Source organism: Brevibacillus brevis NBRC 100599 (genome assembly GCF_000010165.1).
GTDB lineage: Bacteria > Bacillota > Bacilli > Brevibacillales > Brevibacillaceae > Brevibacillus > Brevibacillus brevis_D.
In genome coordinates, this window is record NC_012491.1 from 6,172,270 (window position 1) to 6,189,288 (window position 17,019).

The following is a 17,019-nucleotide window of genomic DNA, read 5'->3' on the forward strand; positions in this document are numbered from 1 at the left end:
TTTATTTTTCCACGATAGTTAAAATTATCCGCAGTGGATTATAATCATGAAGCAACAGATGAATCACACGTAAAAGGTGGCGTGACGACTTGTGAATATTTGGAGGATACTGGACATTGATCCTACCGAAGATATTTCGACGATAAAAAAAGCCTATGCGAAAAAGCTAAGGCTGCATCACCCGGAAGATGATCCAGAGGGTTACCAACAACTGCGAGAAGCATACGATCTGGCTATTAAAATGGCGAAGCAGGGCCAGGGAAAACCGCGGATGGAGCCAATTCTGGTCGATCCTTCTTCACCAGCCGAAGAGGAAGTCGAAGAAGTGGTGCCCACCCAGACTGTTAAGCGCGTATTGTCCATTGACGACGTTCACGAACAACTTGATCGTAATGATCATCAGGTGGACTCAATCGACAATTTTATAGAGCAGGTACAAGCTTTGTACGACGACTTTCCCGCTAGAATCAATCCCGAAAACTGGACGAGACTGCTTCATTCTGATCTGGTTTGGGATATCCAACAGGGTCGATTTGTACGTGAGCGCCTGTTTGACTTTTTAGAAGAGCATCATCATTTGCCAAAAAGCGTGTGGGTGAAGCTCGAGGAATGCTTTCATTGGCGAGAACTCATTGAAAAACCTTACTATATGGACGAGCATTCGGAAGAATTTTGTGCTTATTATCGAAAACAGCTAGACGAGCCCGGATTGCGTTTTGACACTTTACTACAAGCAACCGATATCGATCACGATTTATTTCTATCTTATCGCGATACAGCTTATCAAGCATTGAAAGAAAATCAACTGGAGCTTGCTAACCCCTCACTCAACGCGGCTATTGCTTTATTTGCCGATGATCCCGATTTGCTTCGACTGCTGGGGGAGTATTGCCAGCGCATCGGCGACATGGATGGTGCGATAGACGCTTTTTCCCGTATCATCAGCCTTCAGCCTGACACTATCGACAACTACGTGGCTCGAGCCTATATCTGGTACAATCATCAGCACTTCACCGAGGCTCTGAATGAATGTGAATACATCTTATCGCAAGTCCCAAACCACGCAGAAGCACTCAGCCTGCTTGGAAAATGTCAATTGGAGCTGGGTGACGCCGCTTTGGCCAAAGCCACTTTTCAGCAGCTATTGGCAGCCAATCCACACGACTATCAGGCGCTTATCATGCTCACGCAGCTTCGTGCAGACATGGTAAAGCAGGCGAAGAATCTGCCAGCAAAAGAACGGGACCTTGCCTTGCAACCGCTGATTGCTGAGCTGGGAGAACGAAAAGGCCTGCACAAACAAACGAAGCAAGCTCTTCGCTTTCAAGTAATCTACACAACGGTGGTCCTTGCCCTCATCGTGCTTTTCCATTCTCTTTTCTCAGGGGCGTTTGAGGATCATACGGGATTGGGGCCCATCTCCTACGTTAAGCATGTTGTGAATGGACCTCTCCACATCACATCGGCATACGAATTCGACCGAATGGAGCCTGACCAATTCATCACTACCAGGATAACGGATGCCCATCCTCTCGGTATTTTTCAGTATCAGCAAAAGGATGCAGACGGAAACAGCACCACTACGTATGAATCGTACATGTCGGTCGCCAAAAAAGGCTCTACTGTTGCCCCCTCAGCCTGGGCGTACATTGGCCACTTGGATGGAGCACCGGTCATACTCTTGGCTACAGCAGAACAAGCGGTAAAGATGAATGAAACCAAGACGCTTGAGATCGTGCAGGGGAAGATACAAGAAATGCCAAAAGAAGTACTGGATGACGCAGAGGAGATTCTACAACAGCCTGGCCTTAATTCTACATACGATGCCACATCTCTCGTAACCGATCATCTAATCGATGCGAAGCAGCATAAGCTCGCGTGGCCGCCGTTTTCCGCCGCTTTCTGTGGGATCATTCTTCTGCTCTTGTATCGCGTCTTCTTTCGTACCCTTTACAAGATATACCTCCTCACTCGATTCTGAAAAACAAGGAGTGAACTTTTCACACATGTTCATCTTTACCAGTAAGAAGGAAAAACAATTTACTCTATTTACCCACAGTATGCATGCGGCCATTACGATCGGAGCTGGAACTCGTTTAATAGATATAAAGGATAACTACACCAAATGGGGTATGAAGGACGCAACAAGCCAGAGATCCAGATTGACATGGATGCTGCAAGAAGGGGAGCGAAAAGAGTTTGCCCGGCTTCACCATTTCATGACTGCCTTATCGGAGTCAGGGCGAAAGGAATATATCGACTCCTTGGAATCAGACCAGGAACGCATCGCCAAGGCGAAGGTTGTTCAATTTTATATGCGTAGGCTGCCCGCAGAAGGGATAGCCGCCTACGATTATACCTGGGCTTCTTTTCTAAGTCGTCGGAAAGGGGACTACGGCTATATCAGCAAAGAAGAAGCGAGACAGTTTAAGCTACAAGCCACCCGACAAACCCAACAAGCCTATAACAATTGGGGCGAGTTTTTCACGGGATATATCGCTGGCTATCAATTTATGACTGCTCAGACATCGCTGGATTACCTGCGCGAAAATGAGTGGGAATTTACCCGCTACTTTGTTTCCAAGCACAGCTCGATTGTAAAAACGGATTGGCATACAGACTTTTCCGATCTTTAAATCGAGTAGGAGGGAGTGACTAACTCCCGTCCTCTCACACCACCGTACGTACCGTCCGGTATACGGCGGTTCATCAAGCTTGACGAAGAACAGAATATCGTTGTACTAAACTTTTCAGCCCTTGTTGTTGCCAGTATGCAACTCCGAGGGCTTTGTGTATTTGAGGAGTCTTTGTGGAACGCCACGCACCCTTTCGGGTGTTTGCAATTTCTATTGCTTGGACGTGTGATAAACCCAGAGAACGAAGTTCTCGATATCGGGTTTTTATTCGCTTCCACTGAGACCACAAGCAAAGTCGGAGTCTGCGCCGTATCCATTCTTCGATGGATTGTAGAATTTTCTTTGCATCTGCAAGGGCGAAATATCCAACCCATCCCATGAGATACTGGTTTAGCTTCCCAATCCTTTCATCCATAGAGATGCTCCATACCGGATTTGTGATGAAGCGGATTTTCTCTTTCAACTTCAGAAGTGATTTTGGATGAAGCCGAATCCTTGCTTGCTTTGCGTTAGTGAAACTGAAACCGAGGAACTTACGTTTCCAAGGTCGATCCACTGCACTTTTCTGCTCATTTACTTTTAGCTTAAGTACCTTCTCCAAGTAGTTTTGGATACTCTCTTTTACCCGTTCTCCCGCCCGCTTTGTTTTCACGTAGATGTTGCTATCGTCTGCATATCTACAAAAGCGATGTCCTCTCTTTTCCAGCTCTTTATCCAAGTCGTCAAGCAGGATGTTCGCCAATAACGGACTAAGCGGGCCACCTTGTGGTGTGCCTTCTACTGCCGAGAGGCAGACTCCATTGATCATGATGCCTGCTTGTAAGTATGCGCGAATAAGTTTCAACAAAGCTTTGTCTTTTACTTTTCGGGCAACCCGACTCATTAAAATATCGTGATTTACCCGGTCGAAGAATTTCTCTAAGTCCATATCTACGACAAAGCGATATCCTTCGGAAATATAAGATTGTGCCTGTCTCATAGCGTCATGCGCACTGCGATTCGGTCGGAATCCGAAACTCGATTCTGAAAAGTGGGGATCGAATATGGGAGTAAGAACTTGGAGAATGGCTTGTTGGATTAAGCGATCTATCACGGTAGGAATACCTAATAACCTTACCCCTCCGTCAGTTTTCGGGATTTCGACTCTGCGGACAGGGGAAGGTTTATAGGTTCCTTTCATAATCTGTTCTTTAATGGTTAACCAGTGTTCACGGATATAATCGCGCAGTTGTTCGGTTGAAACACTGTCGATTCCCGCCGATCCTTTGTTTCTCTCCACTCTTTCGAGCGCCACTAATAGATTTTCCCGTGATAGGACTTTCTCCAACAACTCCATGACGATACCCTTTCCTTCGCACGCATCCTTCTAGTCTTGTCGGTCAATACTCAGCCCTCTCTTGTACCCTCAGGGCTTCACCCTTATTCTCCAAGAGTAGTTCCTTACGGAATTCTGCTTCACAGTATGATCACGAAAGTGATTAGCGGATGTGTTGACTTAATGTTCAGCCCTTCCCCGTTCAAGCGTCCTTTATTTGGGTACTATGGCTTCTGCTGACTTCTGCATGTTCAGCGACTCCTTACGGAGACGGTTACCAACATTTGAAGGCACTTCATGCAGACCTCCCCAGGTAAGAGCGATAACTTTCATCCCATGTACCTGCCCAAGTTTACTGCTGTATTCCTTGGCTGTATAGGGCTTCGTCTTGTTCAGCAGACTCGCCCGAATACAACAGCCTCAAATTGGATTCGTGTACCTCAGGTCGGGACTTTGCCGCCGGCTTCCTCCAGATTCCACCTCACGGTAGACACCCTTGCCTTGAGCTAACGGTTGGTACAGCCAACCCCCGTTCGGGACTTACACCCTAGAGTTATCGCCCATGCTGGGCGCACTGAAAGAAAAAGCTCTTCCCATTTTGGGTGAAGAGCTTTTTTACTTTCGTCCTACTTCTGCTTCTGCCCCACCAGCCCAAAGAAAAACATATCCACCCATTGCTCCATACTTAGCGTTACTCGCTCACGATCCGATGCTTCCCAATGACGTCCCAGCTCATTTTTGTACATCGTAAAGTACATCATCATCATTTCTTCTGTCAGATCACCCTGAATATAACCTTCCTGCTTCCCAAGCGCGACAAACTTCGTAAAAAAATGCCTGATTTTTTGCTCGTATTCACTTTCGATTCGTTGCAGCAAACCACTTAGTTCAGAAAAGGGGGCGTTCTGAAGCTCGTCCGTGAGGGTATGCAAATTCTTGGATTCCAACAGCATGATGTCCTTTGTCTTTTCAGGAAAAGAACTCCCCGAATCGAGAATCCTCTCGTACTGCTCCAACTGCTTGTCCATCCAGTTCATTAGCATGTCCGCGTAGAGCTGTTCTTTTGTCCCAAAGTAGTTATAAATGGTCGCCGGAGAAACCTTCGCGTTCTGCGCAATTTCATTTACGCTGACTTTTTGGAAGCCATGCTTGGAGAACAATTGAAAAGCGGCGCTGTATATTTGATCGATTTTGTTCTGTTTTCGTCGTTCGAATCCATTCATCTTCTCCACCTCTTTCTGTAGTGTAGTTCAGGTTTTAGAGTATTTCAATAAATTAACTACAAAATGATTGAAATGGGGTGGTTTTGATAGTTATAATTATTTTGTAGTAAATAAGTATATTCACTACATATTTTTAAGGGATAGGAGTGAATTTATCATGAAACAAATACGGATCCCCGCTTTTTTGCATGACGTCTTCGGTGAAAAGCAGAGCATTGGCTCGATCGCAGCCATCCTGCTGTTCGGCGGAGTGCTGACCACTGCTCTCTATTTGCGATTCCCAGAACTCACGGAGAGCTTGCCCATTTGGCGCAGCACGCTGGCACTGTTGCTTGTATTCGATATATTTTCTGGCTGCCTAGCTAATTTTACGATCTCAACCAGCAATTTTTATGCCGCACGTAAAAAAAATCGCATCGTCTTCATTGCCATTCACGTCCATATCATCCTGGTTGCCCTTCTCTTACAACAAAACCTCGCGTATTCCATAGGGGTATGGGCTTATACGATTGTAGGAGCTTTTGCTGTGAATGCTCTTTTTGGGAATCGTTCGCAGCTGTTTGTCGCAGGCATTCTCCTGTCCGTTGGCCTTGGCTGGATACCATTGCTCCCGGGGATGCATCCGTTTCTGTTGATCACCTGCTTATTCTTTATGGTAAAAGTCTTATTTAGCTTTGCTGTCAATCATTATGGGAAAGTAATCGATGACACAGGTACAGAAAAATGAAGACTTCCTACCGCCTTTCCAAACTCACAAAGTCGGATAAACCCGCATTCGTATCACTCATGAGCAGGGCATTTTCGCGTGATCCTTTCTTTTTGCACGTATTTGGGGATTCAGAGCTCGATCATACAGCAAGAAAAAGCGTTACAGCCTTTCTATCTTTTCTGTTTGATAAGAGCTTTCTGTTTCACGAGGAAGTGTGGGGCATTTTTGACGAGGACAGCTTGCTAGGCACTTACGTCGTCGAGAAACCACAAACAAACAAGCATTCGAATATAAAAGGGGGGCTCCTGTTAATCGGTAGATTGATCCCGTTAGTATTTCAACTTTCTGGAAAAACGCTGATACTCCTTAATTCCTATATGCGCATCACACGTTCTGCCGCTCCTCCATGGAATCATCACTACCTCATTATGATTGGCGTAAAACCGGAGGCTCAAGGCAAGGGAGTCGGCAAAACCCTGATGCAACACCTGTTTCAAACCATAGAGGCTGACCACGAATCGCAGGGAATCGCACTGGATACGGAAAAGAAAGAGAATGTGGGTTTGTATCAAAAGCTCGGATTTACGTTACAAGAACAAACCAAAATCGATGATATACCTGTGTATTGTATGGTCTATCAAAAAAATCGATAGAATGACGGATACATGCTGCCGCCACTTCGCATTATGTTACAATTATTGTAAGAAGTATGCACATCGATGGAAGCGAGTTGATCTTATGAAAAAGAAAGTGATCCTGGCTGGCGGCACTGGCTTTATCGGCAAGTATCTGACAGACAAATTCAATCAACTTGGCTACGAAGTAAGGGTCATCGCAAGAACTTCCCCTCATATCACATGGCACAATCACGCGAAAATCGTAGAAGCTTTGGAAGATTCCGAGCTGCTCATCAACCTGGCGGGCAAATCCGTCAACTGTCGTTACCATGAGAAGAACAAGGAAGAAATCCTGAAATCCCGGACAGAGACCACTCACATACTCGGCGATGCTGTTTTGGCTTGCAAAAACCCGCCCTCGCTCTGGCTCAATTCCAGCACAGCCACCATCTATAGGCATGCGGAGGATCGTCCCATGACGGAAGAAGGCGGAGAGATTGGAACAGGCTTTTCCGTCGATGTCGCCAAGGAGTGGGAATCTGCCTTCTTTTCCTTTGATTTGCCGAATACGAGACAAGTAGCCTTACGCATGGCGATCGTGCTGGGCGAAAACGGTGGGGTTATCGATCCATACAAAAATCTCGTTCGCTTTGGACTCGGGGGTGTACAAGGGTCTGGGAACCAGCGTTTTAGCTGGATTCATGTCGAAGATATCTTCCAGATCATTCTCTTTTTGAAAGAGCGAACTGACTTAAGTGGCGTATTCAATTGTTCGTCTCCCCATCCCGTCACAAACCGTGAATTCATGCAGCATTTTCGCAGCGTGATGAATCGGAGCTTCGGACTTCCTTCTCCCAAATGGATGCTGGAAATGGGGGCCATGATGATCGGAACGGAAACAGAGCTGGTGTTAAAAAGCCGCTGGGTCATTCCAGAAAGACTTGAGCGTGAAGGATATCAGTTCCGTTTTGCCCATATCGATAAGACGTTGCAGGATATCGTGAAATGACCGACAAGCCTTCCAGGAATTATGTTCTTCACGCAAAAAGCAAGCAATTTTACTGGGAAGGGGACGGGCAGCTTTCCATTAAAACATTTCGTAATGGAAGGGCACATTACAAGACGAGTAAAGGCTTTTTTGCTGTAGATGAGGGTAGGTATCTCTTGCTGAACGAAGGGGAATATACCATTTCCATTGACGAAGATGAGGATGTGGAATCGCTTTGTATTTTCTTCCGGCATGGTTTTGGCGAGGAGATTTTAAGCACGTTCGTGGATTCAACCGACCTCCTTCTCAGTGATCCGTATAAGGAAACGGCTTCGATCGGTTTCTTTGAAAAAACCTATCATACGAGCCATACACTGGCATTTCAGTTAGCGGCTTTGAAAGAGCGTCTCACCATCCTTGATCCGGAATCCATCGGTTATGAAGAACAATTTCACCAGATTATGCGGACCTTATTGCTCGGGCATCTCGATGTAAGAAAAGAAATGGACGCTTTGCACGCGCTTCGGCAATCAACGCGCGAGGAGCTATATCGAAGAATCAGTACCGCCCACGATTATATACGGGCTTTTTATGATCAACCAATCAGGCTCGATGAGATCGCACAGATTGCTTGTTTATCCCCCAACCATTTATTGCGAGCGTACGCCCAAGTGTATGGAAAAACGCCCCACCAGCATATTTCGGAATACCGGATACAACGAGCCAAGCAGCTGTTAGCCAAACTGGACTTCAGTATGACCGACATCGCCTTTGAGGTTGGATTCAGTAACCCTGTTTCCTTTAGCAAAATGTTTAAGCAGCATGTCGGGATTTCTCCTCTATCATTCAGAAAAAAAGTGATTTTGGATAAGAAATAATCATTGGATTCGTTTATGCTGATAAGGAAACGCGAACAAAAGGGGGACTTTATCATGCAAACGAACCTGATTCAAAAAGTAGGGCAAATCGGCATCCCTGTCAAAAACCTAGAAAAGGCCGTCCATTTTTACAAAGAGCAACTCGGGCTCCCTCTTTTGTTTCAGACAGGCAATATGGCGTTCTTTGAATGTAACGGCCTTCGCCTCATGCTGAGCCTACCGGAAAAAGAGCAATTTACACACGCCAGCTCCGTCCTTTACTTTCAAGTGGATGACATTCAATCCACTTTTGAAGATTTTAAAAAAAGGGACGTTACGTTTATCGACGAGCCACATCTCGTAGCCAAAATAGGGCAAACGGAAACGTGGATGACCTTCTTCAAAGACACAGAAGAGAATACGCATGCCTTCGTGAGTGAAGTACAAGGAGAGACCGTTTCATTCTGAACGGTCTCTTTTTTCTTAACAAGAAGAAAAGCCTCCGAATGCTCGGAGGGGAGGTTCCTATCTACCCTTTCACTGTAGCAATCGGCGCCACTTCGGCCACAATCTCAGCCATCCCATGATCCACATGCGACTGAATCACCGGAGTAATATCTTTATAGGCATACGGCGCCTCTTTTTTCAGCTCTTCTTCCCATTTCTTCAAAATATCGCTCCGTCCACGCAAGTCCGCCCGCTTCGGGTCAATCGGATTGATCACGCGGAAGTTGGCAAGAAACTCGCGAAACCGGTCATCGTCCACTTTCACAGCATCGCCCCGAGAAAGCGCACGACCTGCGCCATGGCTTGCGCTATACAAGCTGTCCCGATTGCCTAGCCCCGCCAAAATAAAGCTGTGCGAGCCCATCGAACCGGGAATAAACACAGGTTCGCCCGTATACTGAAACGGCGTGCCCATCATTTGCTCAGCCGATTTCGCCGTACACGATCCTTTTCGATGCAAAAATCCGCCCACCTGCTCGAGCTGTTCTTCCCACAAATAATTGTGGGGCGCATCGTACAACAGCCTGTGTTCAAAATCGCCCAACACATCGGAAATCGATTTGTACATCATCAGCCCCAGCATCAATCGATTGGCAAATGCAAAGTTCGCCGCATTGTGAAGGAGGCTCCAAAACATTTTCCACTGTGGAAGGGAACGCTCCGAAAGAGGCAGTGGATACATGCCGTTATCTGGATGCTTCAAGGACGTCGGGTACATCTTTTTCAGCATCTCTTTGATCCATGCCCCGCTGTGATAACCAATGGAAACAGAGCCAGTATGAATCATGAGAACGACTTGCCCTTCTTTCAGCCCCCATTGACTGGCGATAGAGCCCTGATGCACTTTTTTGACCACCTGAATTTCAAAAAAATGATTCCCGCCGCCAAGCGATCCGATTTGTGCATCCCGGGAAAGCTCGGCAGGACCGAGAAAGTCATCAAGTCCAATCGTCGATTCCGCGATAAAGGACCCCATTTTATTGACATGGTTCAAATCGAGCTCCTGCTGCTTCTCGTTGTAATAACGCCAAATTCCCTCGCCATTCGCTTCCTTGTGACTGTCCAGTATGCCGATCAGGCCTTCCTTGAACATTTTTTCGCGCATCTGCCGCGTCATGGGAATATTGCGGCCCCCTTCGAAAAAAACATGGCGCACATTCCGTTCAATCGCATCCAGATTTGTGCGAATCTGCTCCTCGGACAAATCCGTGACATACAGACGCATCCCGCAGTTAATGTCGTTGCCAATCGCTTGCGGCAGTACAAACCCACGTGTAAACAGCGTCGTGCCTACAGGGATGCCGCTTCCCTTGTGAAAATCGGGCGTAATGGCTACTTCCAAAACCCCGGTATTGGGATCGTCAAAATAATCGGGTGAATGCTTTTGCAGCGTTGCAATTGTTTCATTCACCTCTAAAAGTCGATGAAGCTCCTCTACCGCATTGTTTTCCACTTTTACTTCCGGATTGATGAAATATTTGATCGGCGTGTTGCTCAAAAGAAGACCACCTTTATTTGTTTTATAGGAACGTATGTTCTTTGTTTTTCAATAGAAAAAGCCGCTTTTATGCTCATTCCTTCCGTCTGGATGAAAAAATGCAGCATGGTATCGCAGCCTTTACGCTTGGGGCTATTCAGTTATCGTAGGGGCGTTATCCGCAGTCTATGGGAAACGGAGTTGGCTCACCCTTCAACAGCGCAATTGCGTAAAAGGCATACCTATGGAGTTGGATTTTATCGCTACATTGTTTGTTTCAGGCTTGATTACGTATGCGAACATGTTTAATCCTCCTCCTTTCGTTTCTTGCTCACGATCTTACCATTGGATAAATTTTACTGTCAAGCCCCCGAATTATCGAGGGCCCTTGTGATCTTTTCCTTTTACATCGAATCTAATTCGCCTTCCATAAACTTGATCAGGTACACCTCCGGCTGCGCAAGAAATTCCGTAAAACTGCACAAGTCCGCATACTCCTTATGCTCCTCATCATAGCAGCCGATGCTCCCTTTTTTCTTCGGATTCCACACAAGATGCAGATGGGAGTAGTTGTCGATTTCGGCAGACAAACGCAGCAGCTTTTGCCGACCGATTTTCATCTCAATCGTATCGGTCAATGTGAAAAAGTCGATATACGCGATGTCATACTCATTGTCCGCCAGCTCAAGACGCAGCTCTTCTCTGGTAAGTAAGCCCATCAGTTCTTCGGTCAGTTTATATTTTTGCAGCTCGTACTTTTTGTTCTCCACATCATGCAGCTCGGCAGGTTCCATCGATTTCAAATACGTAGCCAACTCCGTATTTTTATTGCTGACCGCGATGGTATAAGGCCGCTCGCCACCCTTTTCCGCAACCATAACGTCCGCACCGCGTTCAACCAAATACTTAACCATGGCGACATTCCCCAAGCGCGTAGCCACTGTTAATGGGGTCGCTTGATACGGATACACCATATTCGGTTTGTTGTAATTGATGTCCACCCCATGATCGAGCAAGTAGGCCGTGGTCGTAAGGTCATGATCCGACACGGCTTCACGCAATACATCGCCGCCATGCAGTCTTATATCCAGTCCCAGCTCTTGAATGAGCGGGATGTTCTTTTTGTTGCCGTAGTAAGCCTCCGAATATGCGCCGGAGCGGACCTGATTGACCATGTCTAGCTTGGCTCCTTGCGCTGCAACATAACGAACGAGCTCTTCCTTGCCATAACGTACGGCCTTCAAAAAAGCCGGTTTATTTTTGACATTCAGATTAACGCCATGCTCTACCAGCAGCTTAACAACTTCTAGTTTCTCCGATACAAGTGCCAGATCTAACGGACTTATCGTCGTATATTCGCTTAGCACGATGCCCTTTTCTATATCCCAGCCTGCCGCAATCGCATCTTGCAAAGCCGGGACATTTCCTTGATAAATATGCATCGCGATTTCTGGCAGCTCTTCGAAACTCCCGATATCTTTCAACTTGATCATCGATTATCCTCTCCTGACCTATGTCTTATGAAAAATATAGAAAATAAATTGGCAAAAAACAACAAATTTCTACTATATTCTCCTTGATTAGATTGAAAATACAGTTTGTTTTGTCGATTTTTGACGAATTTACCCGATAAAAAGCTTTTTCTCAATAAAAGGAATAGTCTTACGAGAAGAGAAATACTTATGCAAATCGTCTTATACATATTTTTTAAGGAGAGTGGACTGATGAAGAAGATGCGTACTCTCGCTTCTCTTACGCTTGCAGCAGCACTCATGCTGAGTGGCCTTCCTTACAATGCACTGGCAGCGGCGGAGTTTAGTGAACAGGATTGGGAAAAAGTAAACGAGTATACCAATGCGGAAGTAGAGATTGGCTCCGAAATCTCGAAAATCTCCCCCCTGCTGAACACCAGTTCTAGCAAAAACGTCAGTGTCATTATTGAGCTGCAAAGTGAACCTTCGATCACAGCTAAACATAGTGAAGGTTCAGAATCTTCCGTTATATCGTTGCGAGCGAAAGTAGAGGATGAACAAGCCTCCTTCCTCGATGAAGCAAAAGACAACAAGGTCAAATTGAAGGTAAAGCGCAAGTTTGAGCATGTATTCAACGGAATGGAAGTAACGGTGTCAGCCGACGAGCTGGAAGAGCTGGCTGCACTGCCACAGGTGAAACGCATTTATCAAAATACGTATTATGAGCTTCCCGAAATTGATGCCGTCAGCGAGAAAGCATCGTCCACCAAATGGGATCAGGCCCCTCTCCAACAAATTGGCGTGCTCGATATGTGGAAGGAAGGTTTGACAGGGAAAGGATTGAAGGTCGGCGTCATCGATACGGGTGTCGATTACAAGCACCCTGATCTCAAGGATGCTTATAAAGGCGGATATGACTCCTTCGACAATGACAAAGATCCTTATGAACAAGCGCCAATCCCTGTGGAAGAGGACCGCGATGGAAAAGGATATGAAGGCTCCAGCCATGGAACTCACGTATCCGGCACGATCGTAGGACGCGCCAAAAACAAAACCTCAGATGTACAGGTAAAAGGGGTTGCCTACGGTGCAGACCTCTACGTCTACCGCGTATTGGGCCGAGGCGGCGGTAGCTCCGCTCAGGTCATCGACGGTATCGAAAAAGCGGTGAAAGACGGCATGGATGTCATTAACCTGTCGCTTGGCTCCGCTTTGGAAAAGGACTCTGACTCTCCAGATGCCATCGCTGTGAATAACGCGGTGCTGTCTGGTGTGATTACGGTTGTATCGGGTGGGAATTCGGCCGACGATGAGCGCGGCAGACATTTCTACACGGCTGGCTCCCCTTCTGGTGCGAGGCTGCCGATAACAGTTGCAGCGGTAGACTCCCCTACCGTGCAATATGACGGCTCAGCAACCTCTTCCTTCGGAGCTAATTACGAATTTCCTGTGATGGCATGGCAGGTCAGAAAGGATAACTTCGCCTCCATCATTGGAACCAAACCGCTGCCAGTCGTCTATGCCAACCTTGGCTCTCGCAGCGATTTTGAAAAGGCAAATGTAAAAGGCAAAGTCGCTCTCGTTTCCCGCGGTTCTCTCGGCTTCACGGAAAAAATCGAAAACGCCCGAAAAGCTGGTGCTGTCGCTATCGTGGTCTTTAACGGTAACGACATCGACGGGGATGGCGTAGCTGACCTGGATATCCGTGATCGCGAGGGCTACGTCAGCACGATCCTGGGTGACCAGATCGAAGCAATCCCTACCTTTGACATGAAGGGTCTGGAAGGCCGTACACTGGCAAAAGAGCTACTGGCTAACCCTGAAAAAGCGAAAACACTGACGTTCACGTTCTCAGAAAAATACCCAAGCACAAATGACCCGGGCGACCGCATCGCCGGCTTTAGCTCACGCGGTCCAATCATGGGCGACGATTACAGCATCAAGCCGAATCTGGCTGCGCCAGGTGTAGCCGTTCTTTCCAGCTATCCATCTTGGAGCAAGCTGATCCCTGACGCCAAGTACGACAAGGCATACGCTCGTCTAAACGGTACAAGCATGGCGGCTCCGCACGTTTCCGGTCTTGCCCTGCTGATGAAACAGGCACATCCGGACTGGACACCTGCCGATATCAAGGCAGCGCTCGCGAATACCTCAAAACCACTGTACAGCCCAGATGGCACACTGTACGATGTGTACTCCCAAGGTGCAGGCCGCGTAAACGGCCATGCCGCGTCGAAAACACCTGCTGTTCTGACAACAGTAGAGCAGCTCACCATTTTGGGCGAAGATTTTGAACCGAAGACCATTCCGTATTATGCGGATAACGTTTCCTTTGGCTTGCTGAAGGCTGGTAGCAATACCGTTACGAAAACACTCCAGCTGAAAAACCTGTCCAAAAAGGATGTTTCTTACGATGCAAAAGTGATCATGCATCCATCCGTCACGACAGATCCGTACAAGCCAGGCTCCAAAACGCCAGATGTGGATGACATCGATGTGGAAATCTCCGACAATTCCATCTCCGCTAAAAAAGGCGATGCGACCACATTTGAGCTCAACCTGTCCGTTGACTCCGATGCAAAAGACGGCGTGTATGAAGGGGAAGTCCTGCTGACAGCGAAAGGAAACCCTGACCTGCGCCTGCCGTTTGCTGTACACGTGGGAGACAAGCGTGAGGATACCAACTTTGGTTTCGACAACCTGAAGCTCTCCGATACGACAATCACGCCTGATGGCGATGGCAATGAGGATTCGTTCACACTCGAAGCCGAGCTGCAAGCCAAAGACGTGAACCAGATCTCTGTTGAGGCATGGAGCTTGGACGATAAATACGTCGGTACGCTCGCATCCGTGTTCAACAATTACGCGTTGATCACGCCAGGCCCTATCACCTTCTCTAATCTCGATGGTACCTACTACGATGGTGGCCAAGTAGCGAAGAAGCTCGATCCAGGCAAATACAAGCTGAAGCTCGTCGGTCGAGTCGTTGACCAAAGCAAGCCGAAGGGTGAACAGATTGTAAAAGAATACGAGGCTTGGAAATCCTTCATGATTAAGGCATCTAATAAAAACGCGGTCTTGTCCAAGGTTGTAGAAGAAGCCGAGGAGCAATTCGAGTTTGAGGTTGCGAACATTACAGAGCTGGATCATCCAGTGCTTGCCCTGCCGAAAGAAAGCGATGATGTGACTTATCAGGTGACGAAGAGCTCTGATGAGGCGCTTATCGACGATGAGGGGATTTTGAAGGAGCTGCCTGCCGAAGGTGAAGAGACCGTTACGCTGTATGTAACGATTACTTCTAAGGAAGATGAGTCGGTTACGCGGACTGTGAAGGTGGATGTGACATTAGAGGCGGTAGTAGAGTAGTGTTGGTTTAACGTTTTTAGATAGATGAATGAAAGGCTCCGCCACACATCATGGCGGAGCCTTATCATTTTGCCAACTATACCGGCCATTACAGCTTGTTTAAAATTTCCTCTTTGATAAAGGCTCTGATCTCTTCGCCGCTCTCCAGAGTGAGGACGTGTTGTGCTGTTTCCTGTAGCGACTTGTAATCCAGCTTTCTCAGCAAATCGCGGGCCCGGAGAACGGAAGTGGCACTCATGCTGAATTCATCCAGTCCCAACCCCAGCAGAATCGGGATCGCCAATTCCTCCCCGGCCATTTCTCCGCACATGCCGACCCATTTGCCTTCCTGATGGGCTGCCTTGATTACCTGATTCACCAGCCGTAAAATGGCGGGATGGTACGGATCGTACAAGTAGGCGACCTGCTCGTTCATTCTGTCCGCTGCCATCACATACTGAATCAAATCATTGGTCCCGATGCTGAAGAAATCGGCTTCCTTGGCGAGCTGGTCTGCGATCATCGCGGCAGCTGGCACCTCGATCATGATTCCTACTTCCAAATGATCGTTAAACAAAATGCTTTGGTTGCGCAGCTCTGCCCTCACTTCGTCCAGGATCTGGTTCGCTCGACGCAGCTCAGCTATAGTGGCGATCATTGGATACATGATTTTGATATTGCCGTATATACTTGCCCGGAGCAAAGCTCGTAACTGCGTCTTAAACAGTTCCACGCGGTCCAGGCAAAGCCGGATGGCTCGATAGCCTAGAAACGGATTCAATTCTTTCGGCAGATCGAGGTAGGAAAGCTCCTTGTCCCCGCCGATGTCCAATGTTCGAATGACAACTGGTCGATCCTTGCCCATGGTTTCTGCAACTGCTTTGTAAGCCGCAAACTGCTCTTCTTCCGTAGGGAACTGCTCCCGCCCCATATAGAGAAATTCGGTACGAAACAGTCCGATCCCCTCGGCGCCATTTTCAACGGCCTGCACGGCGTCCCGCGGATTCCCGATGTTGGCTGCCAATTCCACGCGGTGCCCATCGGCGGTAACACTTTCTTCATGAACCAGACGAGCCCAGTCCTCTTTTTGTTTCCAATATGCCTGCTGCTTGGCTTCATAGGCTGCGACGACAGCTTCGTCCGGTCGAATGTGCACCTCGCCCTCAAGGCCGTCGACGATGACCAGATCCCCGGTTTGCAGCTGCTCTGTAATGTCCGACATGCCTACCACCGCCGGGATTTCCATGGTGCGTGCCATGATGGCGGAGTGAGACGTGCGGCCGCCTATATTCGTTGCAAATCCTTTTACCTTTTCCCTGTCCAACTGTGCCGTATCGGATGGCGTCAGATCGTGTACAACCAGCACCACCGGCTCAGTGAAATCCGCTTGCAACTGATCGTGTATGCCGAGCAGATTCTTCATCAGACGCTGGCTGACATCGCGCAAATCCGCCGCCCGCTCCCGCATGTACTCGTCATCCATGCTCTCAAAAATGGCGACAAAGCTGTCACGAACCTCCTCCAGAGCTGCTTCCGCATTCACTCTTTCGCATTCCAGCTTCTCCTCAATGGCACCAATAAACTCCGGGTCCTGCAAAAAAAGCTGGTGGGCTTCAAAGATTCTCGCTTCTTCTTCGCCCATCTCGTGGCGGACCTTCTTCTTGACTTGCTCGAGCTCCAGATCTGCCGCTCTCACACTTTCCCGAAATCGCGCAAGTTCTGCGGCCACCTCATCTTGGTCAAGAATGCGTCGTTCATACCGAACCATCTCTTCCTTTTGTACAACAGCTCGTCCAATCACGATTCCGGGAGCTGCAGCGATCCCTTTTTGCAGCATTACAATCGCTCCTTATCGAAGCCGCACCCCCTGGTG

The 17,019-nt window shown here is 47.8% G+C and carries 13 protein-coding genes; 8 read left to right on the forward strand and 5 right to left on the reverse strand.

The genetic code is table 11. From position 1 onward, the window contains the following. Positions 1 to 91 precede the first annotated feature (91 nt). Together BBR47_RS29080 and BBR47_RS29085 are read left to right on the forward strand one after the other, a co-directional pair. Complete coding sequence (locus tag BBR47_RS29080; RefSeq protein ID WP_015893988.1) at positions 92 to 1,981, forward strand: tetratricopeptide repeat protein; 1,890 nt, start codon at positions 92 to 94, stop codon at positions 1,979 to 1,981. A 25-nt stretch (positions 1,982 to 2,006) separates the two neighbouring features. Continuing rightward, positions 2,007 to 2,636 carry a DUF1266 domain-containing protein gene (locus BBR47_RS29085; RefSeq protein ID WP_015893989.1) on the forward strand — a complete coding sequence of 210 codons (630 nt, stop codon included), beginning with the start codon at positions 2,007 to 2,009 and terminating at the stop codon, positions 2,634 to 2,636. A 73-nt stretch (positions 2,637 to 2,709) separates the two neighbouring features. On the opposite strand, the gene ltrA is transcribed toward BBR47_RS29085, so the two are convergent. Both ltrA and BBR47_RS29095 read right to left on the reverse strand, forming a co-directional pair. Then, positions 2,710 to 3,972, reverse strand: a complete 1,263-nt coding sequence (gene ltrA / locus BBR47_RS29090; RefSeq protein ID WP_012684507.1) for a group II intron reverse transcriptase/maturase — start codon at positions 3,970 to 3,972, stop codon at positions 2,710 to 2,712. A 605-nt stretch (positions 3,973 to 4,577) separates the two neighbouring features. Beyond that, the gene (locus tag BBR47_RS29095) at positions 4,578 to 5,174 is read right to left on the reverse strand and encodes a TetR/AcrR family transcriptional regulator (protein WP_015893990.1); all 597 of its coding nucleotides are present in this window, start codon (positions 5,172 to 5,174) and stop codon (positions 4,578 to 4,580) included. Between the two features lie 157 nt (positions 5,175 to 5,331). On the opposite strand from BBR47_RS29095, the gene BBR47_RS29100 reads away from it, so the two are divergent. The 5 genes from BBR47_RS29100 to BBR47_RS29120 all read left to right on the forward strand — a co-directional run bounded on the left by BBR47_RS29100 (position 5,332) and on the right by BBR47_RS29120 (position 8,813). Next, the gene (locus BBR47_RS29100; RefSeq protein ID WP_015893991.1) at positions 5,332 to 5,901 is read left to right on the forward strand and encodes a hypothetical protein; all 570 of its coding nucleotides are present in this window, start codon (positions 5,332 to 5,334) and stop codon (positions 5,899 to 5,901) included. Continuing rightward, positions 5,898 to 6,536, forward strand: coding sequence for a GNAT family N-acetyltransferase (locus BBR47_RS29105; RefSeq protein ID WP_015893992.1), 639 nt, complete (start codon positions 5,898 to 5,900; stop codon positions 6,534 to 6,536). The genes BBR47_RS29100 and BBR47_RS29105 overlap by 4 nt, the downstream gene beginning before the upstream one ends. 85 nt (positions 6,537 to 6,621) lie before the next feature. Next, on the forward strand, positions 6,622 to 7,509 hold the full coding sequence (locus BBR47_RS29110) for a TIGR01777 family oxidoreductase (protein ID WP_015893993.1): 888 nt from the start codon (positions 6,622 to 6,624) through the stop codon (positions 7,507 to 7,509). Next, positions 7,506 to 8,366, forward strand: a complete 861-nt coding sequence (locus tag BBR47_RS29115) for an AraC family transcriptional regulator (protein ID WP_015893994.1) — start codon at positions 7,506 to 7,508, stop codon at positions 8,364 to 8,366. Before BBR47_RS29110 ends, BBR47_RS29115 begins: the two co-directional genes overlap by 4 nt. 54 nt (positions 8,367 to 8,420) lie before the next feature. After that, positions 8,421 to 8,813 (forward strand): VOC family protein, encoded by a 393-nt coding sequence (locus tag BBR47_RS29120; protein ID WP_015893995.1) that lies wholly within the window; start codon positions 8,421 to 8,423, stop codon positions 8,811 to 8,813. Positions 8,814 to 8,874: 61 nt separating this feature from the next. Here the strand turns inward: BBR47_RS29120 and BBR47_RS29125 are convergent, their stop codons facing one another. Then, positions 8,875 to 10,350 carry an RtcB family protein gene (locus BBR47_RS29125; RefSeq protein ID WP_015893996.1) on the reverse strand — a complete coding sequence of 492 codons (1,476 nt, stop codon included), beginning with the start codon at positions 10,348 to 10,350 and terminating at the stop codon, positions 8,875 to 8,877. Between the two features lie 383 nt (positions 10,351 to 10,733). Next, the gene (locus BBR47_RS29130; protein WP_015893997.1) at positions 10,734 to 11,822 is read right to left on the reverse strand and encodes an ankyrin repeat domain-containing protein; all 1,089 of its coding nucleotides are present in this window, start codon (positions 11,820 to 11,822) and stop codon (positions 10,734 to 10,736) included. A 231-nt stretch (positions 11,823 to 12,053) separates the two neighbouring features. Here BBR47_RS29130 and BBR47_RS29135 point away from each other — a divergent pair, with 231 nt between their 5' ends. After that, the gene (locus tag BBR47_RS29135; protein ID WP_015893998.1) at positions 12,054 to 15,167 is read left to right on the forward strand and encodes a S8 family serine peptidase; all 3,114 of its coding nucleotides are present in this window, start codon (positions 12,054 to 12,056) and stop codon (positions 15,165 to 15,167) included. Between the two features lie 88 nt (positions 15,168 to 15,255). On the opposite strand, the gene ptsP is transcribed toward BBR47_RS29135, so the two are convergent. Continuing rightward, a complete protein-coding gene (gene ptsP / locus BBR47_RS29140) occupies positions 15,256 to 16,983 on the reverse strand; it encodes a phosphoenolpyruvate--protein phosphotransferase (protein ID WP_015893999.1) in 1,728 nt (575 codons plus the stop codon). Between the last annotated feature and the right edge of the window lie 36 nt (positions 16,984 to 17,019).

Excerpts from the sequence above, each read along its gene's own strand:
- BBR47_RS29085 (WP_015893989.1), top strand. The coding sequence starts at position 2,007 with ATGTTCATCTTTACCAGTAAGAAGGAAAAACAATTTACTCTATTTACC.
- ltrA (WP_012684507.1), bottom strand. The coding sequence starts at position 3,972 with ATGGAGTTGTTGGAGAAAGTCCTATCACGGGAAAATCTATTAGTGGCG.
- BBR47_RS29095 (WP_015893990.1), bottom strand. The coding sequence starts at position 5,174 with ATGAATGGATTCGAACGACGAAAACAGAACAAAATCGATCAAATATAC.
- BBR47_RS29100 (WP_015893991.1), top strand. The coding sequence starts at position 5,332 with ATGAAACAAATACGGATCCCCGCTTTTTTGCATGACGTCTTCGGTGAA.
- BBR47_RS29105 (WP_015893992.1), top strand. The coding sequence starts at position 5,898 with ATGAAGACTTCCTACCGCCTTTCCAAACTCACAAAGTCGGATAAACCC.
- BBR47_RS29110 (WP_015893993.1), top strand. The coding sequence starts at position 6,622 with ATGAAAAAGAAAGTGATCCTGGCTGGCGGCACTGGCTTTATCGGCAAG.
- BBR47_RS29115 (WP_015893994.1), top strand. The coding sequence starts at position 7,506 with ATGACCGACAAGCCTTCCAGGAATTATGTTCTTCACGCAAAAAGCAAG.
- BBR47_RS29120 (WP_015893995.1), top strand. The coding sequence starts at position 8,421 with ATGCAAACGAACCTGATTCAAAAAGTAGGGCAAATCGGCATCCCTGTC.
- BBR47_RS29130 (WP_015893997.1), bottom strand. The coding sequence starts at position 11,822 with ATGATCAAGTTGAAAGATATCGGGAGTTTCGAAGAGCTGCCAGAAATC.
- BBR47_RS29135 (WP_015893998.1), top strand. The coding sequence starts at position 12,054 with ATGAAGAAGATGCGTACTCTCGCTTCTCTTACGCTTGCAGCAGCACTC.
- ptsP (WP_015893999.1), bottom strand. The coding sequence starts at position 16,983 with ATGCTGCAAAAAGGGATCGCTGCAGCTCCCGGAATCGTGATTGGACGA.